Origin of the sequence: Bradyrhizobium sp., assembly GCF_030654605.1 — a bacterium.
Lineage (GTDB): Bacteria > Pseudomonadota > Alphaproteobacteria > Rhizobiales > Xanthobacteraceae > Bradyrhizobium.
Window position 1 is genome coordinate 51,361 of record NZ_JAURXB010000065.1, and the last position, 23,812, is coordinate 75,172.

Annotated in this window: 27 protein-coding genes and 1 riboswitch; of the genes, 18 read left to right on the top strand and 9 right to left on the bottom strand. The window is 64.8% G+C overall.

The features are described 5' to 3' along the window. Positions 1–18 precede the first annotated feature (18 nt). Complete coding sequence (locus Q7U29_RS05575) at positions 19–2,085, top strand: prolyl oligopeptidase family protein (protein WP_304739342.1); 2,067 nt, start codon at positions 19–21, stop codon at positions 2,083–2,085. A gap of 121 nt (positions 2,086–2,206) precedes the next feature. Here the strand turns inward: Q7U29_RS05575 and Q7U29_RS05580 are convergent, their stop codons facing one another. From Q7U29_RS05580 to Q7U29_RS05595, 4 genes are read right to left on the bottom strand one after another with little or no spacing between them, the layout of a single operon-like run. Continuing rightward, positions 2,207–2,899: a DUF938 domain-containing protein gene (locus Q7U29_RS05580; RefSeq protein ID WP_304739344.1), complete on the bottom strand. Its 693-nt coding sequence runs from the start codon at positions 2,897–2,899 to the stop codon at positions 2,207–2,209. A 26-nt stretch (positions 2,900–2,925) separates the two neighbouring features. Further along, complete coding sequence (locus Q7U29_RS05585) at positions 2,926–3,705, bottom strand: MBL fold metallo-hydrolase (RefSeq protein WP_304739346.1); 780 nt, start codon at positions 3,703–3,705, stop codon at positions 2,926–2,928. Between the two features lie 49 nt (positions 3,706–3,754). Then, entirely contained in the window at positions 3,755–3,904 is a 150-nt protein-coding gene (locus Q7U29_RS05590; RefSeq protein ID WP_304739348.1) for a hypothetical protein, read from the bottom strand. Continuing rightward, a complete protein-coding gene (locus Q7U29_RS05595; protein ID WP_304739456.1) occupies positions 3,901–4,194 on the bottom strand; it encodes a helix-turn-helix transcriptional regulator in 294 nt (97 codons plus the stop codon). The genes Q7U29_RS05590 and Q7U29_RS05595 overlap by 4 nt, the downstream gene beginning before the upstream one ends. A gap of 250 nt (positions 4,195–4,444) precedes the next feature. On the opposite strand from Q7U29_RS05595, the gene soxC reads away from it, so the two are divergent. The 11 genes from soxC (at position 4,445) to Q7U29_RS05650 (ending at position 13,061) form a co-directional block, all read left to right on the top strand. Further along, on the top strand, positions 4,445–5,731 hold the full coding sequence (soxC, locus tag Q7U29_RS05600) for a sulfite dehydrogenase (protein ID WP_304739350.1): 1,287 nt from the start codon (positions 4,445–4,447) through the stop codon (positions 5,729–5,731). Next, complete coding sequence (locus Q7U29_RS05605; RefSeq protein WP_304739352.1) at positions 5,715–6,410, top strand: c-type cytochrome; 696 nt, start codon at positions 5,715–5,717, stop codon at positions 6,408–6,410. The genes soxC and Q7U29_RS05605 overlap by 17 nt, the downstream gene beginning before the upstream one ends. A gap of 116 nt (positions 6,411–6,526) precedes the next feature. After that, on the top strand, positions 6,527–6,832 hold the full coding sequence (gene soxX / locus Q7U29_RS05610; protein ID WP_304739458.1) for a sulfur oxidation c-type cytochrome SoxX: 306 nt from the start codon (positions 6,527–6,529) through the stop codon (positions 6,830–6,832). 27 nt (positions 6,833–6,859) lie between these two features. After that, positions 6,860–7,351, top strand: a complete 492-nt coding sequence (soxY, locus tag Q7U29_RS05615; RefSeq protein WP_304739354.1) for a thiosulfate oxidation carrier protein SoxY — start codon at positions 6,860–6,862, stop codon at positions 7,349–7,351. A gap of 23 nt (positions 7,352–7,374) precedes the next feature. After that, entirely contained in the window at positions 7,375–7,686 is a 312-nt protein-coding gene (gene soxZ / locus Q7U29_RS05620; RefSeq protein ID WP_304739356.1) for a thiosulfate oxidation carrier complex protein SoxZ, read from the top strand. Positions 7,687–7,716: 30 nt separating this feature from the next. Next, positions 7,717–8,577 carry a sulfur oxidation c-type cytochrome SoxA gene (soxA, locus tag Q7U29_RS05625; protein ID WP_304739358.1) on the top strand — a complete coding sequence of 287 codons (861 nt, stop codon included), beginning with the start codon at positions 7,717–7,719 and terminating at the stop codon, positions 8,575–8,577. Beyond that, on the top strand, positions 8,574–8,891 hold the full coding sequence (locus tag Q7U29_RS05630) for a hypothetical protein (RefSeq protein WP_304739360.1): 318 nt from the start codon (positions 8,574–8,576) through the stop codon (positions 8,889–8,891). Before soxA ends, Q7U29_RS05630 begins: the two co-directional genes overlap by 4 nt. A 152-nt stretch (positions 8,892–9,043) precedes the next feature. Further along, positions 9,044–10,786, top strand: coding sequence for a thiosulfohydrolase SoxB (gene soxB, locus Q7U29_RS05635; RefSeq protein WP_304739362.1), 1,743 nt, complete (start codon positions 9,044–9,046; stop codon positions 10,784–10,786). 11 nt (positions 10,787–10,797) lie between these two features. Continuing rightward, the gene (locus tag Q7U29_RS05640; RefSeq protein ID WP_370691699.1) at positions 10,798–11,259 is read left to right on the top strand and encodes a hypothetical protein; all 462 of its coding nucleotides are present in this window, start codon (positions 10,798–10,800) and stop codon (positions 11,257–11,259) included. Between the two features lie 59 nt (positions 11,260–11,318). After that, positions 11,319–11,804, top strand: a complete 486-nt coding sequence (locus Q7U29_RS05645; protein ID WP_304739460.1) for a heme-binding protein — start codon at positions 11,319–11,321, stop codon at positions 11,802–11,804. Positions 11,805–12,020: 216 nt separating this feature from the next. After that, on the top strand, positions 12,021–13,061 hold the full coding sequence (locus Q7U29_RS05650) for an MBL fold metallo-hydrolase (RefSeq protein WP_304739366.1): 1,041 nt from the start codon (positions 12,021–12,023) through the stop codon (positions 13,059–13,061). Between the two features lie 85 nt (positions 13,062–13,146). Here the strand turns inward: Q7U29_RS05650 and Q7U29_RS05655 are convergent, their stop codons facing one another. Genes Q7U29_RS05655 through Q7U29_RS05665 form a run of 3 tightly spaced genes read right to left on the bottom strand, consistent with a single transcriptional unit; the run spans position 13,147 to position 15,835 of the window. Then, positions 13,147–14,019, bottom strand: coding sequence for an ABC transporter substrate-binding protein (locus tag Q7U29_RS05655; RefSeq protein WP_304739367.1), 873 nt, complete (start codon positions 14,017–14,019; stop codon positions 13,147–13,149). Continuing rightward, complete coding sequence (locus Q7U29_RS05660) at positions 14,019–14,795, bottom strand: ABC transporter ATP-binding protein (protein WP_304739368.1); 777 nt, start codon at positions 14,793–14,795, stop codon at positions 14,019–14,021. Before Q7U29_RS05660 ends, Q7U29_RS05655 begins: the two co-directional genes overlap by 1 nt. Continuing rightward, positions 14,792–15,835, bottom strand: a complete 1,044-nt coding sequence (locus tag Q7U29_RS05665; RefSeq protein ID WP_304739369.1) for an iron ABC transporter permease — start codon at positions 15,833–15,835, stop codon at positions 14,792–14,794. The genes Q7U29_RS05660 and Q7U29_RS05665 overlap by 4 nt, the downstream gene beginning before the upstream one ends. Positions 15,836–15,973: 138 nt before the next feature. After that, positions 15,974–16,175: riboswitch (cobalamin riboswitch) on the top strand. 111 nt (positions 16,176–16,286) lie between these two features. On the opposite strand from Q7U29_RS05665, the gene Q7U29_RS05670 reads away from it, so the two are divergent. The 4 genes from Q7U29_RS05670 (at position 16,287) to Q7U29_RS05685 (ending at position 20,265) form a co-directional block, all read left to right on the top strand. After that, positions 16,287–18,530 carry a TonB-dependent receptor gene (locus Q7U29_RS05670; protein WP_304739370.1) on the top strand — a complete coding sequence of 748 codons (2,244 nt, stop codon included), beginning with the start codon at positions 16,287–16,289 and terminating at the stop codon, positions 18,528–18,530. Positions 18,531–18,605: 75 nt separating this feature from the next. After that, positions 18,606–19,607, top strand: coding sequence for a hypothetical protein (locus Q7U29_RS05675; protein ID WP_304739371.1), 1,002 nt, complete (start codon positions 18,606–18,608; stop codon positions 19,605–19,607). A gap of 133 nt (positions 19,608–19,740) precedes the next feature. Beyond that, complete coding sequence (locus Q7U29_RS05680) at positions 19,741–19,974, top strand: transcriptional regulator (RefSeq protein WP_304739373.1); 234 nt, start codon at positions 19,741–19,743, stop codon at positions 19,972–19,974. Then, positions 19,975–20,265 (top strand): hypothetical protein, encoded by a 291-nt coding sequence (locus Q7U29_RS05685; RefSeq protein WP_304739375.1) that lies wholly within the window; start codon positions 19,975–19,977, stop codon positions 20,263–20,265. Positions 20,266–20,322: 57 nt separating this feature from the next. Here Q7U29_RS05685 and Q7U29_RS05690 read toward each other — a convergent pair whose 3' ends face one another. Continuing rightward, on the bottom strand, positions 20,323–20,565 hold the full coding sequence (locus tag Q7U29_RS05690) for a hypothetical protein (RefSeq protein ID WP_304739377.1): 243 nt from the start codon (positions 20,563–20,565) through the stop codon (positions 20,323–20,325). Positions 20,566–20,821: 256 nt separating this feature from the next. Here Q7U29_RS05690 and Q7U29_RS05695 point away from each other — a divergent pair, with 256 nt between their 5' ends. Then, a complete protein-coding gene (locus Q7U29_RS05695) occupies positions 20,822–20,989 on the top strand; it encodes a hypothetical protein (RefSeq protein ID WP_304739379.1) in 168 nt (55 codons plus the stop codon). Positions 20,990–21,140: 151 nt separating this feature from the next. On the opposite strand, the gene Q7U29_RS05700 is transcribed toward Q7U29_RS05695, so the two are convergent. Next, positions 21,141–22,397, bottom strand: a complete 1,257-nt coding sequence (locus Q7U29_RS05700) for an ATP-grasp domain-containing protein (protein ID WP_304739381.1) — start codon at positions 22,395–22,397, stop codon at positions 21,141–21,143. 178 nt (positions 22,398–22,575) lie between these two features. On the opposite strand from Q7U29_RS05700, the gene Q7U29_RS05705 reads away from it, so the two are divergent. Beyond that, a complete protein-coding gene (locus Q7U29_RS05705) occupies positions 22,576–23,793 on the top strand; it encodes an MFS transporter (RefSeq protein WP_304739383.1) in 1,218 nt (405 codons plus the stop codon). Positions 23,794–23,812: the final 19 nt, after the last annotated feature.

A 23,812-nucleotide genomic window follows, 5' to 3' on the forward strand; every position in this document is an offset into this window, starting at 1 on the left:
TGTTTCCCGGGGTGCTCCATGTCCATCGACGACAGGCCGACGATCGCAGCCCCCGACGACGATCCGTATCTGTGGCTGGAAGAGATCGAGGGCGAACGGGCGCTTGCCTTTGTCGAGCGGCAGAACGCGCTCACGCTGCAGAAGTTCGGCGACGCCGGATTTGCTGATGATCGTGACGCGCTGGCCGATATCCTGGACCGGCCGGACAACATTCCCTTCATCAGCCGGCGCGGTGACTTCGTCTACAATCTCTGGAAGGATACCAATAATCCGCGCGGACTGTGGCGGCGGACCACGCTGGCGGAATTTCGCAAAGCCAGTCCGGCATGGGAAACCATCCTGGACCTGGACAAGCTCGCCGCCGAGGAGAATGAGGATTGGCTGTTTGCCGGGGCACAGGCGCTGCCGGGAAGCGGCAGGCGAATCGTCAGCCTTTCGCGCGGCGGCAGCGACGCCGCCACGTTGCGCGAATTCGACATCGAGAGAAAAGCCTTTGTCACCGGCGGCTTCACGCTGCCGGAGGCGAAGGGCGGCGTGGCGTGGATCGATGCCGATACGCTGCTGCTGTCGAGCGCCCATGGCGATGATATGGCGACAACATCGGGTTACGCCAGAACCGTCAGGCTGTGGCGGCGCGGCACGGATGTGCGGCTGGCGCCGGTGCTGTTCGAGACCACGCCCGAACATATGAGCGTGCACGCCAGCGTCGATCGCACCGGCGCGGCGCCGCGGATATGGTTCATCGAGCAGCTCGATTTCTTCAGCCACAATGTCTGGCTCGGTGACGCGACCGGCGCGCGACATAAGCTCGATCTGCCTGAAGACGCCGAGGTGGATTTTCATCGCGACTGGCTCGCGGTGAAGCCACGCAAGCCGTGGACGGTGGGAACGCGGACTTACGCGTCCGACACCGTGCTTGGAATGTCGCTGTCGCGATTTCTGGCGGGCGAGCGCGATTTCCGGATTCTGTGTGAGGCCGGACCGCGCCGCGCGGTGCAGCACTTCTTCTGGGCCAGTGGCAGGCTGGTGATCTCCATTCTCGACGAACTGCAGCCGGTGTTCGAGGTCTGGACGCCGGCGGCCGATGGCTGGACCGCCGGCAAACTGCCGGGCTTGCCCGAGATCGGCGTCGCCGATGTCTGGCCGCTCGACGCCGAGGAAGCCGAAAGCAACGGCGACCTGCTCGCCAACATCCAGGACCCGCTGACGCCGGCCTCCCTGATGCTGATCGAGGGCATCTCGGCTCCTGTCGTACTGAAGCGGGCGCCGCGCACCTTCTCCGCGGAAGGACTCGTGGTCAGCCAGCACGAGGCGATCTCGATCGACGGCGAGCGCATTCCCTATGTGCAGACCGGGCCGGCCGCCCTGACCGGCGAGGCGCCGGTGCATCTCAACGCCTATGGCGGCTTCGGCATCTCGGAGCGGCCCTATTACCGCTCTGCGATCGGCAAGCTGTGGCTCGAACAGGGCGGCACCAGTGTCGTCGCCAATATCCGCGGCGGCGGCGAGTTCGGCACACGCTGGCACGAGGCCGGCCGCTATGCCGGCAAACGGCTGACGCATGATGATTTTGCCGCTGTCGCCACTGACCTGGTGCGGCGCGGCGTCACCCGGCCTGATCGGATCGCGGCGGAGGGCGGATCCAACGGCGGCATCCTGATCACCAACATGCTGACGCGCTATCCGGAGCGCTTCGGCGCGCTGTTCTGCACGATCCCGCTGATCGACATGCGCCGCTACAGCAAACTGCTGGCCGGCGCGAGCTGGATCGCCGAATATGGCGACCCCGACAGACCGGAGGAATGGGCCTGGCTGCAGAGCTATTCGGCCTATCACACCGCGGTGCCGGGCCAGAACTATCCGCCGATCCTGATCGCCACCACGAAGCGGGACGACCGCGTCCACCCCGGCCACGCCCGCAAGATGGCGGCGAAGCTGCAGGCGATGGGATATGAAGCGTATCTCTACGAGCCCGCGGCGGGCGGCCACGGCTACGGCAAGGACAACAAGGAGCGCGCCGCGTTCACCGCGCTGGGGTATGCGTTCTTGAAGAACAAGATCGGCTGGCGGGATAGCGGGGCGTGAGGCCCATCGTTCGTCATTGCGAGGAGCACTTGCGACGAAGCAATCCATTTCACAGCGGTGCCGGTTGGCAAGATGGATTGCTTCGTCGCAAGTGCTCCTCGCAATGACGGCTTCTAGAGGCTCAATCCGCGTCTGACGCTTGAGCCCGCCGCTCGAACACCAGCACCAGATTGTTGGCCGGCATCTCCGCTGCTTCCACCAGCACCAGTCCGACGCTCGCCGCCAGCTTCTCCAGATCGCCGATATCGCGCACGCCCCATTCGGGGTCGCGGTCACGCAGGCTGGTGTCGAACACGGCATTGCTGAGCGCGGTGTGCTTGCCGTCGCGCTTGAACGGCCCGTAGAGGAACAGCCGTCCGTCGGGGCGAAGCGTGCGCGCCGCGCCGGCGAACAGGCCCTCGGCGACCTGCCACGGCGCGATGTGGATGACGTTGGCGCAGAACACCGCCAGCAGCGGAGGGGCGCTGCCGCCGGGCCATTCGCGACACCACGCCGGATCCGACAGATCAAGCCGCAGCGGCGCGCGGATATTTTCCAGGCCCGCATGCGCCCGCCACGCCGCGATGCTCTTCAGATGCACCTCGTTGAGGTCGCTCGGCCACCACACGATGTCGGGAAAATGCCGGGCGAAATCCACCACGTGCTGGCCGGTTCCGCTGCCGGCCTCGACCACATCGCCGGACTGGCCCGCAAGATACCGCTGCAGCACCGCGCGGATCGCCTGATGATTGCGGTGGAACGTCGGCGCGTCGAGTCGGCCGTCGGGCTCGACCTGCCTGCCGTCCTTGCCAAATTCCACGACATAGTCTGCCATCGATTTCCGCGCCCGATCCGTTGCGATCAAGGCTTACCAGCTTTGAACTGGGATTGCTCCAGTTCCAGAAAAATCCGGTAGGCGTTGCCGCGGTTGTTGCTCGCAAAAGCCGGGAACTCGCGGTATTTCGACCAGTCGGCCTCGCGATAGGCGACATCGAAATCGGTCCAGTTCTGCACCGCCGCCGCCATGGCACCGCGTACATATTGAATATAATCCCGGGTAAAGGCGATCGCCTGCTTCGCCTCGCTCAGGGTACGGCCGTGGCCGGGGATGATGACCTTGGGATCGAGTTTTTCCACCTCGCCGAGCGCCTCGAGCCATTGCGTGGTGGAGACATCGTCGCTGTTCATGAAGGGAATCCGGCTGTTCTGCACGATATCGCCGGCGAACAGCACGCCGTCGGGCTCGACCATCATCATCATGTCGCTGGAGGAATGCGCCGGCCCGGCAAACAGCAGCGTCAGCCTGCGGTCGCCGAGCGCGATCGTCATGCGCTCCCGGAAGGTGATATCCGGCGGCACCACGCGGGTATTGGCATCGACCCACGGATACAGCGCGCCGCGCCGCTGATCGAGGCGCTGGCTCGCCTTCTCGTCGGCAATGGTATCATTGTCCCTGTATTCGCCGGAGCGCTCCTGCGCGACGATGAGCGCGTCGGTGTGATCCCGAAACGCCTGCAAGCCGTAGATGTGATCGGCGTGATAGTGGCTTGCGACCACGTAGCGGATCTTCTTGTTCGTGAGCTTGCGGATTTCCTGCAGCAGTGCCCAGCCGTGGCTCGGCGTTCCCAGCGCGTCGAACACCACGACGCCGTCGGACGTTACGACAAATCCGGCATTGGACGTGTTGCCTTCATTGTCCGGTGGAGTACCAGATCTGCCTGCCCGGCACCTGATTGATCTCCAGCGGAATCGTGATGGCCGGATAGGGCGGCGCGGTCTGCGCGCCCGAGGTCGAGGCCGCGCAGACGGCAAGCAGCGCCGCGACCACCAGCCGCTTCACCTCAGGTTCCCGCAATAAATGTCCTTCAGCACCTGCAGCAGGCGCAGCGCGTTCCTGTCGGCGACGCTGTAATGCAGCGTCTGCGAGGTGCGGCGGAACGTCACCAGGCCATCGGCGCGCAATCGCGCCAGATGCTGCGACAGCGCGGACTGGCTGAGTTTTACCGCTTCGGCCAGTTCGCCCACCGTCATTTCACCGCGCGCGGCGAGAAAGCAGAGCACCAGCAACCGCTTTTCGTTGCCGAGCAATTTCAGCAGTCGCGACGCCGCGCCGGCCTGCCTTGCCAGCATCTTCAATGCCGCGGCATCTGCGGCGCCGATTCCTGCAGCCTTGTTTTTCGCGGCTGCTGCAACTGCTCTCATGGCCTGATGTCCCGATCGGATATAGGGTGCGCCGTCACCAGCGCCGTTATCACAATAGCGCAACTTCCATACTTTAGAATTGACTAAATTAGCGAGTGTCGATAGGGCTGAACCAACGATAAAATTGCGGCGGCGCTGCCGCGAGGTGAGGAACGTGCGGCCACCCCTGGAACGCGGCATGCCTGCGACCCCGAAGCCGGCGAATCTACCCGATCCGCGGCTCGCCCGCCGTTCATTTCTGGGTTTTGGCGCGGCGCTGACCGGCAGCCTCGCGCTCGGCGCCACGCCTTCCAGCGCGCAACCCCAACCGGCTTCCCCGCCCGCCGACGCGCCGTGGTCGCAAACGCTCGGGCCCGGCGTGGTCGACCGGCCCTATGGCCGGCCCGCCGACACCGAATCGGGCGTGATCCGGCGCAACGTGCCGTGGCTCACCGCCGGCACCGAATCCTCCATCAGCTTCTCGCCGCTGCAGGATCTGCACGGCATCATCACGCCGAACGGCCTGTTTTTCGAGCGCTACCATGCGGGGCGGCCGGACGTCGACCCGGATCAGCACCGCCTGATGATCCACGGGCTGGTCGAGCGCCCCTTGTTGCTGACGATGAAGGACATCGTCCGTTTTCCGTCCGTGTCGCGCATCCACTTCATCGAATGCCCGGCCAATGGCGGCATGGAGTGGCGCGCCGCGCAGCTGAATTCGCTGCAGTTCAACCACGGCATGATCTCCTGCGCGGAGTGGACCGGGGTGCGGTTGTCGACCCTGCTGGAAGAAGTCGGGGTCAAGAAGGAAGCGGCATGGGCCATGGTCGAGGGCGCCGACGGCGCCCACATGAACCGCAGCCTGCCGCTCAACAAATGTCTGGACGATTGCCTGGTGGTCTATGCGCAGAACGGCGAGGCGCTGCGGCCGGAGCAGGGTTACCCGCTGCGGCTGGTGGTTCCGGGCTGGGAAGGCAATGTCAGCATCAAATGGCTGCGCCGGATCAAGCTCGGCGAAAAACCCTGGTATTCCCGCGAGGAAACCTCGAAATACACCGACCTGATGCCCGACGGCACCAGCCGTGGCTTCACCTGGCTGATCGACGCCAAGTCCGTCATCACCTTCCCCTGTCCCGAAAAGCCGCTCGCGGGTCCCGGCCTCTACGAAATCAGGGGTCTGGCATGGACCGGCAACGGCAAGGTCCGGCGGGTCGATGTTTCCATGGATGGCGGCGTCAACTGGCAGAGCGCGCGGCTGCACGAGCCGGTGCTGTCGAAGGCATTGACCAAATTCACCCTGCCCTGGCGCTGGGACGGCACGCCGGCGCTGCTGGAATCCCGCGTCATCGACGAGACCGGCCATGTCCAGCCAACCATTACGCAACTGCGAAAGCAGCGCGGGTCAAATTCGGTCTATCACAACAATTCAATCCAGACCTGGCAGGTCAAGCCTGACGGGAGCGTGTTCGATGTTCAGACAGGCTAGCCGCCCCCTGCTGCTCGGCGCAGCCTTGACCGCAGCCTTGAAAGCAGCCTTGGTCGCCATCGCCACGGCGGCGGGCGCGGCGGAACCCGGTCATTACGGTTACGGCCGACCAGCCACGCCGGCGGAGATCGCGGGCTGGAACATCGACGTTCGCGGCGACGATGGCGCCGGCCTGCCGCCCGGCAGCGGCAGCGTGGCCAAGGGCACCGAGGTGTTTGCCGAGCAATGCGCCGCCTGCCATGGCACCTTCGGCGAGGGCGAAGGCCGCTTTCCCAAGCTGGCCGGCGGCGCGGGAAGCCTGAAGGACGACCGGCCGGAACTGACGGTCGGCAGCTACTGGCCGTTCGCGCCGACGCTGTGGGACTACATCAATCGCGCCATGCCGATGCAGGCCCCGCGCTCATTGTCAGCCGATGACGTTTATGCTTTGACCGCCTATATTCTCAACCTGAACGACATCGTGCCGGGAGAATTCGTCGCCGACCGGGACAGCCTGCCGAAAGTCAGGATGCCCAATCGCGACAGTTTCACCTGGACCGATCCAAGACCTGATACCATGGCCAAGCCGTGCATGAGCGCATGTGCCAACCCTGCCGACGTCAGGATTTCTTCCACGGCGGAAGGCAGGGACCTGACGCCGCGCACGACCGGACCGCTCGATACGATGCAACCGAAATGACGCAAACGGGAAACGCGCCCTTGAAGATCACCGATCCGACCAAGCACGTCCTGACCAAGCACGTCCTGACCAAGTCCGCCTTGATCCCGGCCGCTGCGGTGGCGCTGCTGGTCGGCATGCTCGCAACTTCGCTGCCGGCTGCGGCGCAGTCGTCGGTGGCGGAAGGACAAAAGCTGGCTTTCGACCGCAGCAAGGGCAATTGCCTGACCTGCCACGACATCAAGGGCGGCAATCTTCCAGGCTCCATCGGGCCGGCGCTGACCGATATCAAGCGCAAATATCCCGACCGCAACGAACTGGTCGCCATCCTGGTCGACGCCACCAAGCGCAACCCGCTGACCGTGATGCCTCCGTTCGGACGCAACCGGATTTTGAACGACAAAGAGATCAACGCGATCGTGGACTTCCTGCAGACCCTGTGACCGGCGCGCGACCCAAGGAGATTTCGAATGACTGGGAAAAATAATGGATTTGCGCTTCCCCGGCGCGTGATTCTGCAAGGCGTGGCCTCGGTCGCGCTGCTCGGGCTCGGCAAAATCGCGTTCGGCGCAGCACCCGCCTTCGCCGCCAACGACAAATATCCGGACGAGGCGTTCAAGCAGAAGAGCAGCGATGACGCGATCAAGCTGCTGTATGGCAAGACCGCCGAGAAATCCGACAAGATCAAGCTCGACGCGCCCGAGATCGCCGAGAATGGCGCGGTGGTGCCGATCGCGGTGAGTTCGACGCTATCAGACGTGACCGCAATCGCGTTTCTGGTCGCCGAGAACCCGAACGCGCTGGTGGCAGCGTACAAGATTCCCGCGGGCACGATGCCGAGCGTCGCCAATCGCATCAAGATGGCGAGGACCAGCAACGTCATCGTCGTCGTCGAAGCCGGCGGCAAGCTCTACAGCACCAGCAAGGAAGTCAAAGTCACCGTTGGCGGCTGCGGCGGTTAACGGGACAGGCAGGGACAACTCTCATGGCATCAACCATTCGCGTACGCGCCACCTCGTCCGGCGAAACCACCGAAGTCCAGGCGCTGATCCAGCACCCGATGGATTCCGGCTTCATCAAGGACGCCAAGGGCGAGACCATCCCGCCGCACTTCATCCAGCAGCTGACCTTCGAATATGACGGCAAGGTCGTGTTCGCCGCCGACTGGGGCGGCGGCGTCTCCAAGGACCCCTATGTCAAGTTCGCCTTCAAGGGCGGCAAGAAGGGCGACGACCTCAAGGTCAGCTGGGTCGACAGCAAGGGCAAGACCGATACCACCACGGCGAAAATCCTGTAACGGCTGACGCGAAAGCGGAGAGAACCCAACATGCGACCTGCCATCCGTTTCGCCTCGATCGGTCTTGCGCTGGCCGCACTGGCATATGCCGCCGCGCCGTCCGCGACCGCCGCCGACGCCGTCGATCCGGTGGCCGACGCCAAGGCGTTCAAGAAATACTTCACCGACAAGTTCCCCAAGGTGAAGCTGGAAGACTTCGTCAACGGCCCCTATTCGATGGATGAGGGCCTGCACCAGCAGTGGCAGGAGAAGGAACAGTTTCCGCCCTACGAGTTCTCGCTCGAACTGGGCAAGGAGATGTTTTCCAAGCCGTTCAAGAACGGCAAGAGCTACGGGGATTGCTTCCCCAACAAGGGCATCGGCATCCGGCAGAACTATCCCTATTTCGACGAGAAGGAAGGCAAGGTCATTACCCTCGAGCTGGCGCTGAACCGCTGCCGCGAGGCCAATGGCGAGCCGCCGTTCTCCTATGTCAAGGATGAGATGGCCGCGCTGACCGCGTACATGGCATTTACGTCGCGTGGAAAGCCGTTCGACATCAAGATTCCGAACGATCCGCGTGCGCTCGCCGCCTATGAGAACGGCAAGGAATATTTCTATACCAGGCGCGGCCAGCTCAACTTCTCCTGCGCGACCTGCCATGTGCAGAGCCCGGGCGAGCGAATCCGCGCCGAGGTGCTGGCGCCCGCGCTAGGCATCCTCAACGCGATGCCGATCTATCGTTCCGAGTGGAGCGGCATGGGCACCACCAGCCGACGGTTCACCAGCTGCAACAGCCAGATCCGCGGCGTGCCGTTCAGCCCGCAGGACGACGAATACCGCAACGTCGAATATTATCTGTCCTTTGTCAGCAACGGCCTGCCGATTTCCGGCCCGGGAGCGCGGCCATGAACAGGATCAGGACATCGCTCTTATCGCTGGCCTCGGTGCTGCTGATCGCAGGCGCGACATCTGCTCTCGCCGCCAGCGAGGCTGATTACAAGGCGGCGCTGGCTGCAGCCGAAGCCGCCAACAAGCAGGCCGCCGGCGTCCGCAATCAATGGACCACGACGGCAGCGACGATCAACGCCGCGAAGAAGGCCGCCGAGGCCGGCGACTTCGACAAGGCGGTGGCGTCGGCGAACGAAGCCGAAGCGCTGGCCAAGGCATCGATCTTCCAGGCCACCAGCGAGAAGAAGCTCTGGAAAGACATGGAAATACGCTGAGATAGCACAAACGCAGGTGTCATCGCCCGGCTTGACCGGGCGACCCAGTATTCCAGAGACGTTTTGGATAGATCGAGAAGCCGCGGTGTACTGGATCGCCCGGTCAAGCCGGGCGACGACAGTCTTGTTGTGGCGGAGAGGCGAGACATCACATGACCATCCGCCGTCGGGATTTTCTCACTCTCGCAGGCGTCGCCGCGCTCAGCGGCGGGCTGCCTCGGACCGCGCGCAGCGCCGAAACGGCGTACGACCTCGAGCGCTTCGGCAATGCGCGCATCCTGCACATGACGGATACGCATGCGCAATTGCTGCCGGTGTATTTTCGCGAGCCGAGCGTCAATCTCGGGATCGGCGCGATGCAGGGGAAGCCGCCGCATCTGGTCGGCCGCGCCTTTCTCGACCGCTTCGGCATCCGGCCCGACAGTGCCGAAGCCTACGCCTTCACCTTTCTCGATTTCGAGAAATCCGCCGGCCGCTTCGGCAAGCTCGGCGGCTTCGCGCATCTGAAGACGCTGATCGACCGGCTGCGCCAAGAGGCCGGCCCCGGCCGCTCGCTGCTGCTCGATGGCGGCGATTTGTGGCAGGGCACCGGCCTCGCCAACACCATGCAGGGCGCCGACATGGTGGAAGCGGCGAATCTGCTCGGCATCGAGGCGATGACCGGCCACTGGGAATTCACCTATGGCGAGCAGGCGCTGCGCAGCAACCTCGCACGCTTCAAGGGCGAATTCCTGGCGCAGAACGTGTTTCTGACCGAGGAAGCCGCCTTCAACGACGCCAAGGCGTTCGACCCCGCCTCGGGGCGCGTATTCAAGCCGGCCACCATCAAGGAGATCGGCGGACATCGTGTCGCCGTGATCGGGCAGGCGTTTCCCTATGTGCCGATCGCGCACCCGAAACGGTTCACGCCGGACTGGACCTTTGGCATTCGCGACGACGAACTGCAGAAGCTGGTCAATACGCTACGCACCACCGACAAGGTCGATGCCGTGGTGCTGCTGTCGCATAACGGCATGGACGTCGATCTCAAGCTGGCCAGCCGCGTCAGTGGCATCGACGTCATCCTCGGCGGCCACACCCACGACGCCGTTCCGCAGCCGATACCTGTCACCAATGCCGGCGGCACCACCCTGGTCACCAATGCCGGTTCCAGCGGAAAATTCCTCGGCGTGCTCGATCTCGAACTCGCCAAAGGCAAGGTCGCCGACGTCCGCTACCGGCTGCTGCCGGTGTTTTCGGAATTGCTGAAGCCGGATCCGGCGATGGCGGCGCTGATCGGCAAGATGCGCGAGCCGCATGCGGCGGCCTACGCGACAAAGCTCGCGACATCGGACCGCCTGCTCTACCGCCGCGGCAATTTCGGCGGCACCGTGGATCAGCTGATTTGCGACGCGCTGCTCGGCGAGTTCGACGCCGAGATCGCGCTGTCGCCGGGTTTTCGCTGGGGCAACAGCGTGCTGCCCGGCCAGCCCGTCACCATGGAAGACGTACTGACCGAGACCGCGATGAGCTATCCCGAAACCTACGTGCTGAAAATGACCGGCGGGCAGATCAAGGATGTCCTCGAGGATGTCTGCGACAATCTGTTCAATGCCGATCCCTATTACCAGCAGGGCGGCGACATGGTCCGCGTCGGCGGCCTCACCTATGCCTGTTCGCCCACCGAAAGCGTCGGACGACGGATTTCGGACCTGAAGCTCGGCAACGGCAAGTCGCTCGAAGCCGGCAAGAGCTACCGGGTGGCGGGATGGGCCTCCGTCAACGAACAGCAGGGCGTGCCGGTGTGGGATGTGTTCGCAAAACATCTGCGCGCCGGCAAGATGCCGGCGCAGCGCGGCACCGGCGTTACCTTGAAGGGCGTCGACGACAATCCGGGCATCGCGGGACAGGGATGACAATGTTCCTGATACATCGGCGATCGACGCTTCGCGTGCTCGGCGACGCCGTGATCGCGGCGCTGATGGTGACGGCCGCCTCCGCCGCGGAGCCGGCGCCGCTGCCCGAAAAGCCCTTCGCCGAGCATCGCATCGTGCTGCAGCTCTCGGACAATGACGCGGCGAAGCAGGGCCTCGTCATCAGCGTCGCCAATAATCTGCTCAAGCACTACGATCCCGACAAGGTGGCGATCGAAGTGGTGGCGTTCGGTCCGGGCATCGACCTGCTGCGCCCCGGCAACAGCCATCGCGCGCGGATCGAGAGCCTGGTTGCGCAGGGCGTGCGCTTCGATATCTGCCTCAACACCGTCGACACCGTCGAACGTGAGAGCGGCAAGCGGCCGGAGTTCATCGCCGCAGCAACCCCGGTCAAGGTCGGCGTCGGACATATTTTGTCGCTGACGGAAAACGGCTTTACCCTGGTGAGACCATGAATTCACAACGTCATTGCGAGCGCAACGAAGCAGAGGGATCGACGATGCGAACTGCGGCCATGATCATCGCTTGCGCACTGGCGCTCGGCACAACACCCGCCACCGCGGGTGACGATGCGCTCGTGATCTACAAATCGCTGTCGCCGGAAGTGGCGCTGGAGGCGGCGCAGGCGACGCTGAAGAAATGCCGCGACAACGGCTTTCAGGTCGCGGTCGCCGTGGTGGATCGCTTCGGCCAGCCGCAGGTAATGCTGCGCGACCGCTTCGCCGGTTCGCACACCCCGGATACCGCAACCCGCAAGGCCTACACGGCCGTGAGCTTTCGTACCGCCACCAGCGAGATGGCAAAGCTGATTCGCTCCGGTCAATTGGAGCCGGGCCTTGCCCAGCTTCCTCATACCGCCATGATCGGCGGCGGGCTGATGATCGAGGCGGCCGGCAGCATGGTCGGGGGCATCGGCGTCTCCGGCGCTCCCGGCGGCGACAAGGACGACGAGTGCGCCAAGGCGGGCATCGACGCCATCAGGGACAAACTGGATTTCTGATATGATGCCGCAAAGCAGCGCGCCGATTTCTTACCCTCCCCTGGAGGGGGAGGGTCGGCTCGGGTCGCGCGAAGCGCGATGCGAGACGGGGTGGGGTGACAGTCACTCCCTTCGGGCGGTGCGCAAGCTGAGAGACCTTCACCCCACCCCGCCGCGCGTTGCACGCGCGTCGACCCTCCCCCTCCAGGGGAGGGTGAAGATGAGTAACCAGCGGCCATGATCTTTCGACAACTGTTCGACAGCGTTTCCGGAACCTACAGCTACCTGCTGGCCAGCCGCGCCGGCGGCGAGGCGCTGATCCTCGATCCCGTGCTGGAAAAGGTCGACCGCTACTGCCAGCTGCTGCGCGAGCTCGATCTGCGGCTGGTCAAGGCGGTCGACACCCATCTGCACGCCGACCACGTCACCGGATTGGGTGAGCTGCGCGACCGCACCCATTGCGTCACCATCATGGGCGAGCAGAGCAAGGCCGACGTGGTGGCGATGCGGGTTACCGAAGGCGACAGGGTGACGATCGAGGGCCTCAGCCTCGACGTCATGTACACGCCCGGCCATACCGATGATTCCTACAGCTACCTGATGGGCGACCGGGTGTTCACTGGCGACACGCTGCTGATCCGCGGCACCGGCCGCACCGATTTCCAGAACGGCAGCGCGCGGGCGCAATATGATTCGATCTTCAACCGGCTGCTGAAACTGCCGGACGAAACCATGGTTTTTCCGGCCCATGACTACAAGGGCGACACCGTCTCCACCATCGGCGAGGAAAAGCGATTCAATCCGCGGCTGCAGGTGCGCTCGGTGGATGAATATATCGAACTGATGGGCAATCTGAAATTGCCCAATCCGAAGATGATGGACGTCGCGGTGCCCGCCAACATGCATGTTGGCCTGCATCAGGACGATCTGGCGAAGCAGGGACAATCGCTCACCGCGCGCGAGGGAATCGAGAGCCTCGGCCGGCCCGATATCCTGCTGGTCGATCTGCGTGAAACCGGCGAACGCGCCAAGCACGGCACGCTGCCGGGCGCGCTGCACGCGCCCTATCCCGGCATCGGCGAAGCCCTGAAACCCGGCGGCATGCTGCGCGAAGTGGCGGCGGCGACCGGACGCCGCATCGTGTTCTTCTGCGCCTTCGGCGAGCGCTCGGCGATGGCGGTGGCGGCGGCCAAGGAAGCCGGCCTCGCCAACACCGCACACATCGCCGGCGGCATGGATGCATGGAAGAAGGCGGGCGGGCCGGTGGCGACGGGGTAGATCGTCGTCCCTGCGAACGCAGGGACCCATACCGCGTGATCTATCGATGTAAGAGAGGTGTTTGATGACTTCGTCATAACCACGATCACCTGTGGTTATGGGTCCCTGCGTTCGCAGGGACGACAAAAGTCCCCACCCGCTGCAGCTCCGCCACCAGCACGTCGAGCGCTTCCGCCAGCATCACGCCGCCGCATTCGGTCAACCGCTCCGGAATCACGATACGCTTTTCCGTCGGATAGAATCGCTCCAGCGCCGGATGCAGCAAAAAGGCCTGGCCATCATCGCGGGCGAAATCGCCAGCCTGCGACACCAGCAGCAGATCGGGCCTTTCGCTCACGATCGCCTCCAGCGAAGCGAATCCGCCGAAATCAAACCCGAGTTCGCCGGCGGTGTTGAACAGCCCGGTTTCGGCCAGCAGCGAGCCGACAAAACTGTCGCTGCCCGCCACCCAGCCGCGCCGCGACAGCGGCAGCACGCGGTAGTGTTTGTCGGCGACGGCCCGGCGCGCCCGCGCCAGCGCCGCGTCGAGTTTGGCGATTTGCTGCGCCGCGCGATCGGGATGTCCGGCGATGTCGCCGAGTTGGCGAAGCTGGTCCTTCACCTCCGTCAGGTTGCGCGGCACCGAAAGTTCCGCGAGGCGCAGCCCATTGGCCTTCAACAACTCCCGGGTCGCGCGCTTGTCGAACACGCTGGCGACCACCACGTCGGGCTTCAGCACCAGCACATCCTCGGCGCCGCCCGACAGCGTCGGAAAACGCCTGACATCGCCGGTCACCCAGGCATCCCTGGAAAACCTGCTGAGGCCGAGGATCTGTTCGGGATCGGCCAGCGTCAGCAGCACCTGGTCGGTGCAGACATTCATCGAGACAATGCGCGGCAGAGGTGCGGCGGATACCGGCGACACCGCGCAGGCCGCAAGCGCGATCGAAGCCGCGAGAGTGACAAGCCGCCGCGGCATCAGATTTCCGCCCACGGCACGATCACCGCTGCGCGTTCGAATTCGGCGCGATAGGCGCTGATCCGGAACACGTCCGCCATCACCTGCTCCGACAGCGCCGCGGCCGGCGCGCCCTGCGCCACGAGGCGGCCTTCGCTGAGCACCAGCAGGTGATCTGCGAAGCGCGCGGCGAGGCCGAGGTCGTGCGTCACCACGATCACCAGCACGCCCTGGTCGGCGGCGGCGCGCAGGCTTTTCATGACATCGAGCTGGTAGCGCGGATCGAGCGAGGCCGTCGGCTCGTCGGCCAGGATGACCGGCGCTTCCACCGCGAGCACGCGGGCCAGCGCCACCCGGCTGCGCTCGCCGCCGGAGAGCTCGGTAACCCGGCGATCGGAAAACTCCACAACGTCGGTCGCCCGCATCGCCCGCAGCACCGCCTCGGAATCCTTCGGCGACAATCGCGCCGGGTCGGTCGCGCCATGCGGATAGCGCCCGAGCGCCACGATATCGCGCGCCGGCAGCGGCCAGTGCACGATGTGACCCTGCGGCAGATAGGCAAAACGCCGCGCGCGGTCGCGCAGCGAGAGCGACGACAGCGCCTCGCCGCCGACATGGATGGCGCCGTCCGACGGCAGCAGGCCCGCGAGGGAGCGCAACAGCGTGGTCTTGCCGGCGCCGTTCGGCCCCACCAGCGCGACCAGATGCCCCGATGACAGCGACAGAGAGATATCGTCCAGCACCCGCCGGCCGGCCAGTTCGACGTTGAGGCCCTGCGCGGTGAGGAAGGCGCTCATGCCACGCCTCCACCGAGCGCGCGGCGCTCGCGCCTGATCAGATAGAGGAAGAACGGCACGCCGATGATCGAGGTCAGCACGCCGACCTTGATGTCGCTGGTCGAGGGAATGATGCGCACCGCGATGTCGGCCGCCAGCAGCAGCGCGGCACCGGTGAGTGCGCTCGGCAGCAGCAGCCGCGCCGGATCGTGGCCGATCAGGGGCCGCATCAGATGCGGCGCCACCAGGCCGATGAAGCCGATGGTGCCGGTGACCGCGACCGCGCCGCCGACGCCGAGCGCGGTGCCAGTGATCACCACCAGCCGCAGCCGGCCGACATCGACGCCGAGGCTCTGCGCAGTTTCCTCGCCGAGGCTGAGCGCGCGAAAAGCATTGCGCTGGCTCCACAGAATGACCGCGCCGGCGACGATGAACGGCAGCGCCAGCATGACGTGGCGAAAACTGCGGTCCTCCAGCGAGCCGAGCAGCCAGAAGGCGATTTCCAGCACCACGAAGGGATTGCTGGAGAGGTTCATCACCAGCGCGGTCGCAGCCCCCGCAAGGCTGGAGATCGCAAGGCCGGCGAGGATGAGAATCAGCAGCCCCGCATTGCGGCCGGCGATCGCCAGCAAAGCGAATACCGAGGTAAAGGCCATCGCGATGGCGGCGACCGGCAACGCGTAGGACCTGACATCGGCGAGTCCGAGCGCGATCACCAGAACGGCGCCGAACGCCGCCGATTGCGGCGCGCCGAACAGCGACGGCGACGCCAGCGGGTTGCGCAGCAATCCCTGCAGCGCCGCGCCCGCCAGCCCGAGGATCGCACCGATCGCAAAGCCCAGAATGGTGCGCGGCAGCCGGATCTCGCGCACGATCACCTGCGAGACGTCGCTGCCGCCGCCGAACAGGGCCTCGATCACGGCCAGCGGCGACAGCCGCACCGGACCTGTCCCGAGCGAGATCAGCACCAGCAGCACGACGAGCGCGACCAGCGCCATCGTCACACTGACACGTCGCCCGGCCTTGATATCCGCGCTCACCGCGGCGTCCCCGACACTCATCGACAATCCCCGGACCATTCGCCGTGCTGATACATGATTTCAGGCCGGGCAACAGGGTTGCATGCGACAAAAATAGCGCACTCGTCCAGTGAGGAGGCGCGCGGCCCTCCAAGGCATTGACTCGGCGTCTGACAAACTTCTACCATAATCCTCGACGGTTCCCTTGCTTGGGGATCAAAAGGGAATGCGGTGCGGGGAAACTTCCCCAATGCCGCGGCTGCCCCCGCAACTGTAAGCGGTGAATCTTTCGTCATAGGCCACTGGGAATCTCGGTCCTGGGAAGGCGACGCAAGGTATCGACCCGCGAGCCAGGAGACCTGCCGTCAGCCGTGGTCACACGCGAAGATGTCGGTCGGGGAGTACAGACATTAGCTTTACCAGCGGTGCGCAAGCACCATGGTGAGACTTGGTTCGCTGTGACGTGCCACTGACGTCATACCGAGGTTGAACCATGTCTGCCATCTTCGCCACAGCCGCCCAGCGGCGTCGCACCTGTTTGCTTGCCACCACCTTCCTTGTACCCGCCCTGTTCAGTGCTTCAGCCGCGAAGGCGCAGCAGCTTGCCCAGGCGCTGCCGCCGATCGAAATCACCTCACCGGACGAAAACCGCACCCGCGCAAAGCCGAAAATCGAGCAGGAGCAAGGCTCGCGCCGCGTGGCGCCGAGCGCAACACCCACCCGCCGGCCGAACGCGGCGCCATCAGGCAGCGCGGCCGCGACCAATGTCACGGCCGTCAGGCAGTTCAGCGGCATCGTCGGCGCATCGACGTCGGTCATCACGGCAGACGATATCGCGCACTCTCCGGCGCAGACCGTGCAGGAGATCATTGCGCAGACGCCCGGCGTTCAGCTGACCAGCCTGTATGGCGGCGTCAACGGCGTGAAGACCAGCGTCGACATCCGCGGATTCGGCGCGTTCGCGACCTCCAACACCCTGGTGCTGATCAACGGCCGCAGGCTCAACGACATCGACATGGCCGGGGTCGATTTCTCGACCATTCCGCGCGATTCGATCGAGCGCATCGAGATCACGCGCGGCAACAGCGGCGCGGTGCTGTACGGCGACAACGCCGTCGGCGGCGTCATCAACATCGTGCTGAAGAACGGCGTCGGCGGCCCACCGGTCAAGATGCGCGCCGAGGCCGGCGTCGGCTCGTTCAATTCGCGCATGGCCTCGGTTTCGGCCGCGACCAATTACGGCCCGTGGTCGACGTCGTTCTACGGCAACGGCATCAAGTCCGACGGTTACCGCGTCAACAACGCGCTGGACCAGCGCAACGGCGTCGGCAACCTCAATTACACCACGCCCGGACTCTCCGCGTTCGTGACCCTTTCGGGCGACGACCAGAAGCTGGGTTTTCCCGGCGGCCGGCTGGTCGACCCCTCGATCGGACTCGACGAACTCGCCACCAACCGCCGCGGCGCCGCCACCCCGCTCGACTACGGCAACCAGCAGGGCGCCAGCGTCACCGCAGGCTTCACCAAGACCCTGATGAACGGCGTCGACCTGATCATCGACGGCGGCGTACGGGACAAGAAGCAGCAGAGCGGATTCTTCGGTACCACGCCGCTTCCGAGTTTCGCCTCCACCTATGTCGATGCCAGCCTGCTGACATGGTCGATCACGCCCCGCCTGAGCATCAAGGACGCCATGTTCGGAGTTCCCTCCTCGATCCTGACCGGCATCGATTATTACGACGCGACCTTCCAGCAGAATCGCGGCGCATTCAAAGGGTTTGCCCCTTGGCACATCTACGACCTGTCGCAGCAGACCCTGGCAGGCTACTGGCAACACACCATCGGCCTGTTGCCGACCACCGATGTCTCCTACGGCGCCCGCATTCAGAACACCCGCCTCAGCGCCCGGGATCGCTACGATCCCGCCGCACCTTTCGCTTTCAGCGCCCAGAACCTGCCGCTCGACAGCGACGAGACGCAATACGCGCTGCATGTCGGCGCCGAGCATCGCTTCAACAATGTGGTTTCGGTGTTCGGCCGCGCCGCCCGCGCGTTCCGCACGCCGAATGTCGACGAGCGCGTGTCGTCAGGCCCCTCCTTCGATGCCTTCTTCAACCCCATCCCCGGCAACTTCAGTCTGAAGACCCAGACATCGCACGACATCGAGGGCGGCTTCCGCATCAAGTCGGGCGGGTTCCAGCTGCAATCCAGCATCTACAACATGGACCTCGACAACGAAATCCATTTCATCCCGGCGCTGTTCTACAACGTCAACCTCGACCCGACCCGGCGCTACGGCTCCGAGACCAGCGCTTCGCTGCGGCTCAGCGACAGCGTGACGCTGCGCGGCGGCGCGGCCTATACCCGCGCGGTGTTTCGCGAAGGCGCCTTCGCCGGCATGGATGTTCCGCTGGTGTCCCGCTACACCGCCAGCGGCGGCGTGGCCTGGAACATCTGGCAGAAATATCTCGTGGCGGACGCCACGGTGCGGGCCTGGAGCGAGCGTTTCATGGACAACGACCAAGCCAACACCCAGCGCCGGATTCCGGCCAACGCCACGGTCGACTTCAAGCTGAGCGGCGAATACGGCCACTTCTTCTGGTCGCTCGGCGTGAACAACCTGCTCAACGCGCTGTATTACGACTATGCCATCGCGAGTTCGTTCACCGCCGGTCGCTTCAGCGCCTATCCGCTGGCGGGCCGGACCTGGATGGTGAAGGCCGGCGCGACGTTCTGAGGCTCCCTCGCCTCGCTTGTCCTGACCGTATCAGACGATATTCTCCCGGCCCAACCGCCGGGAGAATATCGGACGATGAATGCCGCGACCATTGATCTGCTGCACCGGGCGATCGCCGATCCCGACACGCAATGGAGCCTCGGCACCTTCGGCGCCATCGCCGAGTTCTCGCGCGATCCCGACGAGCCGGTCACCCTGCGGCAATCCGATGACGCCGTCTCGGCGGTCACCGCGCGCGGCGGCATCGCCATCCGGCATCATCCGCGCAACCGGGCCCTGGCATCCGAAAGCATCGCCAGATCAGGCTGGAATCAGCGCATCGCGCTATGCCTGTCCGAAGCCGATGGCGCGATGGGCGGCCGAGCCACGCTGACCGAACTCGGCGCCGACATCGGGGCGTTGCGCGCGAGCGATCGCGATTCAATCCTGTTCGATCTCGGCCTCGGCGCGCCGCATGCGGATTTCTGTGTCCGCATCGATGATCCCGAAACGGCGGCGCAACTGCGCCGGCACGCCGGCCGGGCGGTGTTCGAAACAGGCAATCCCGCGATGGGACTGATCCTTGGTGCCAATCCGCACCGCGTCTTCATCAGCCGGCTCGGCCGCATCGAGGTCTATCAGCCGATCCCGCCGGCCTCGGGGAGGAGTCCCGAGGGGCCGCATACCCATGTGTTGCCGAAACTGTTGAAGAACGGCCGGACCCATCCGGCGACCGAGCCCATCCCCGAGGGCTGGGTTCCCTGTGCGCATCTTTATCCGCCGCATCCGACGCGCGACGGATTCGGCGAGGCGCGGCCGTTCGACCCGGCGCGCCATGATGCCTTTCAGTCGATGATCGCTGAGTTCGGTAGCCCTGAAATTCTCGGCCTCAAGCAGCGCGTCCGGGACGCGATCGAAGCGCAACAGCCGCCGTCGGCGATATCAGGAGACCGCCACGGCCGCGCCGGCATCCGGATCGCCTTGCGGCAGCTGAAGGCCGCCGGCCACGTCTCGCCGGTATTGCAGTCATGGCTGCAAAACCTCGATCCGGCAGGCCTCGAAGCCGATGCCGACGAGGCCGACCTTCACCACGATTGAGGATTTGGCCCGAAAACCGGCCCTTTTTGCCTCCAGATCCGGCCTAAAGTTGCCCGCTGGCGACATGATGCATGGTAAGAGGGGGCAGCAGGACGCCGCACCATGATGCGCGCCGTAAAATTCGAGGCACACGATGGATGACGAACCGAAAACCCCGGCTGAATTGAAGGAGATCCGGCTGAACCGAAGGGCCGCCCAGGATGCCGAAGGCATCAAGGCGATGGCCGATATCGCGGCAGCCGATATCGCGATACGAAAGCGCACGGCGACCCTGCGCGAGGAACGATTGGCGCGCGAAGCCGCCGACCGCGAAAAGCCGCCGGAGCCGAAGGCCAAGGCCAAACCCAAGAAAAAGAAGACGACCTGAATGTCAAAAGAAGACCGCGACCGCGCCGATGCGCGTTTCAACAAGGCCGCCCGTGCGGCCAACGACGCCAAGGTCGTGAAATCCGATCGCGACGTGACGACCAAAGCCGTGCTCGACAACATGGCCAGGCTGAAAGCCTTGCGTCTCGCGCGCGAAGCCTCCGCACCGCCCGCGGCGGTCAAGAAGCCGCGCGCCAAGTCGTCGACGTCGTCAACAAAGAAGACGGTGGAAAAGGCCCAGGTCCTGGCGGATTGGCTGGCCGGGCGGCAGAGCGGCGGCCACCGGACCTAAGCCGCATTTTCTTCTCCCCTCCTCCCGCGAAGCGGTGCGGAGGGGAGTGAAAAGACACTAGACCGGCGCCGGCCACTCGATCATCGAGCGGGTCTTGGTGGCGGCGTCGTACACCTGCACCTGAAGCATCTGGTACCGATTCTTCAACGCCATGCCGGCCTCTTCGGCGGCTTCGACGGTGTCGTGGTGCGACTTGAAGTGGCCGTCCACCACCAGCGAGTAACCCTCGGTCGGCGCTTTGTCGGCGCGAATGATTTTGCGCGGCTGCTGTTCTTCGGCTTCGATCTTCGGCTTTTTCATCGGGGCTCCAGATCACGATCCGGTCGGATCATGATTTCATTTCGTTGGTTTGGCATGAGGTCAGGGCAAACGCTTCGCGTTTGACCCGAGGGAAAACCGGTTCCCGCTCTTCACGCTTGTGCGGCGCTTCGGGTCCGGATCATGCTCGGGTTGCGCCTCCCTTTACACCGAACGCCGGAAAAAGGCAGGAAAGATTGTCCAACTGCGGCTAATATACTCATCAAACGTGGCGAAATCAGCCGATTTGAGGGATCACATGGGCGGAACCGGTAAAAAGAGCGAACCTCCCCCCAACAACGACACCAAGGACGGCGGCACCCCCCGGAAACCGCTGCCTCGACCGGTCGAGGACGACGATGACGAGGATGGCGACATCGCCACCCCGAAACGCGACCGCAGCGGCGACGACGACGAGCCGCTGTAGGGCGCCATAAGTCGCAAATCATGAAAGGTGTCATCACCCGGCACTTGACCGGGTGACCCAGTATTCCAGAGGCGTTCGAGATAAAGCGAGAGGGCGCGGCGTACTGGATCGCCCGGTCAAGCCGAACGACGACGAGTGAGAGTTTTGGACTCTAGCCGAATTCCTCGCGCTCGATGCGCCGGATACTTCCGATATCGAGCAGATGAGCGCCCCAGCCGCCGCGGGCGAGCGCGATGCCGCGACCGGGCACAGCGAGCAGCAGCGTCGCGATCATCGCCAGCGGCACCGCGCTGATCCAGTCCCGCCGCAGCGGCGTCAGTTCCTCGGTGCTGCCGGCGTAGGGTCCGCCGCCGGTCGCGAGATTCCAGCACTCCCCGATCAGATCGCGCCGCGTGCCGCCGCGCGCCGCGCATCCCAACAGCACCTGCATCGCCAGATGCGTCCGCACGTCCGCGCGGCCTTCGCCCGCCATCGGGGGCACTTCGCCGACCGAAATCCGCAGCAGCAGCCCGACCAGATCGAGGCCGGCGAGATACGCGCTCATCGGTTCGACCAGCCGCGGATTGCAGTCGATCAGCAGCGGCGCCGCTCCATCGTCCCGCATGATGCAATCGACCGACAACGCGCCGTGCCAGCCGAGTGCTCGTCCGATTTGGACGACATGGCTTCGCAGCTGCGGCCTGACAACGCTTTGCTTGATCGCCTCGCCGCCCCCGGCGCCGCCGGCGATCTGCCGATAGGCATGAAAGCCGAGCAATTCGCCGCGGCAGAACACCGCTTGCGCCTTCTCGATGGTGCCGGCAACGAACTCCTGCACCAGCACGTCATCGGCGAACGCGCCTACGGCGTTCAGATCCTGCAGCGCGCGATCCAGATCATCGCTGTTGCGGACGAACCAGATGCCGCGGCTGGCGGTGCCGATCGAGGTTTTGACGACGGACGGAAATTCTATCGCATCGCACAGTCCGCTCGGCGAATTCACGATTCGCGTCGCCGGCTGCGGCAGGCTCAATCGGTCGAGCAGCCGGCTGAACCCGGCCTTGCTGTGCGCGGCGCGATAACCTGCAAAATCCGGCAGCGCCAGCCCGACGCGATCCCTCAGCCGCTCCTGCACGCGCGCGAACAAAAACCCCTGTTCGTGGGTGGGCAGCAGCACATCGTATTGTCCGGTGGCCAGCAGCCGCTCGACAAAGCCAAGGAAGCCGGAGGGATCATCGCGCAGCCCGGGGCAACGATGAAATTTGCGAACAAAGCGCGAGAACCGCACCAGGCAGAATGGCGCGGGATCGCAGACCTCGATGTGGTGACCCGACAGTCCGAGAATCGTGATCGCCTCGCGCGCGGACGTGCTGTTTCCCTCGGGGACCAGTACCCGGAGCGGTCTTGGAACATGGGCTGACGCGGCCATGCAGGTATCATCCCCGCGCATGCGCGCTTTGTCTCTGGGTTTGATTTCTTACCCTCGCCTGGAGGAGAGGGTGAAGCGCGGGGGCTGCTATGCAGCGGTATTCATGGACAAATAACCGGTAGCCGGTATTTTGGCGCGCCTTGCCGGGCCGCATTTCAACGGGGTTTTCAGCGCAGATATGGTCGACGTTCTCGCCGCACCGCAACAGACCAAGAATCAAGGAAAGACGGACAGTTCGCTGCGGACGCTGGCGGCGATTTCGCTCGCGCATTGGGTCAGCCATTTCCATCTGTTCGTGCTGCCGATGCTGTTCCCGTTCCTGAAGGAGCAACTCGGCGTCGGCTATATCGAGCTCGGCTTTGCGATCACCGTGCTCGGAATCGTCTCCGGCCTGACGCAGGCCCCGATCGGCTACCTCGCCGACCATATCGGCGCCCGAAAAGTGCTGCTGATGGGGCTGACGCTCGGCGGTCTGGCGCTGATCATGCTCGGCCTCAATCTGAGCTATCCCTGGCTGCTGGTCTGCGCCGGACTGCTGGGGCTGGCCAACAGCGTCTATCATCCGGCCGATTACGCGATCCTGTCGGCGCATATGGATGAAGCGCGGATGGGCCGCGCGTTTTCGATCCACACCTTTGCCGGGTTCCTCGGCGGCGCGGTGGCGCCTTTCATCATGGCGGCGTTGGTGGCGACGGTCGGCGGAACAGGTGCGCTGATCGCGGCAGGCGCCGTGGGACTGCTGGTGGCGCTGGTGCTGATCGCGGTCGGCATTCCCGACGCCAGCGCTGCCGACCGCAAGGTCGACGGCGTGCACGCGCCGAAGCAAAGCATCATCACGCCCGCCATCATCGTGCTGACGATCTTCTTCATGCTGCTCGGCCTCTCAAACGCCGGCATCAGCAATTTCGGCGTGGTCGCGCTGATGACGGGCTACGAGGTCTCGTTCCAGGCGGCCAACGTCGCGCTGACGGCCTTTCTCGCCTGCAGCGCCGCTGGCGTATTGGCCGGCGGCTATCTCGCCGACCGCACCAGCCGCCATGGACAGGTCGCCGCCGCCTGTTTTGCCATCAACGCGGTCATCCTGCTGGTGATTGCGGCCACCTCCCTGCCGCCGCTGCTGCTCACAGGGATGATGGCGATCGCCGGATTTCTCAGCGGCGTGATCGCGCCGTCGCGCGACATGCTGGTGCGCAACGCCGCCCCTCCGGGTGCCGCCGGCCGCGCTTTCGGCATCGTCTCAACCGGCTTCAACCTCTCGGGCATCTTCGGTCCGCTGCTGTACGGCTGGATCATGGACCAGCACATGCCGCACTGGGTGTTCGGCGCTTCCGTGGTGTTCATGACCCTGACCGTGCTGCTGGCGCTGGTCACCGATCGCAGGCAACGCGCCGCCTGATGCATTCCTGAGCCGCATC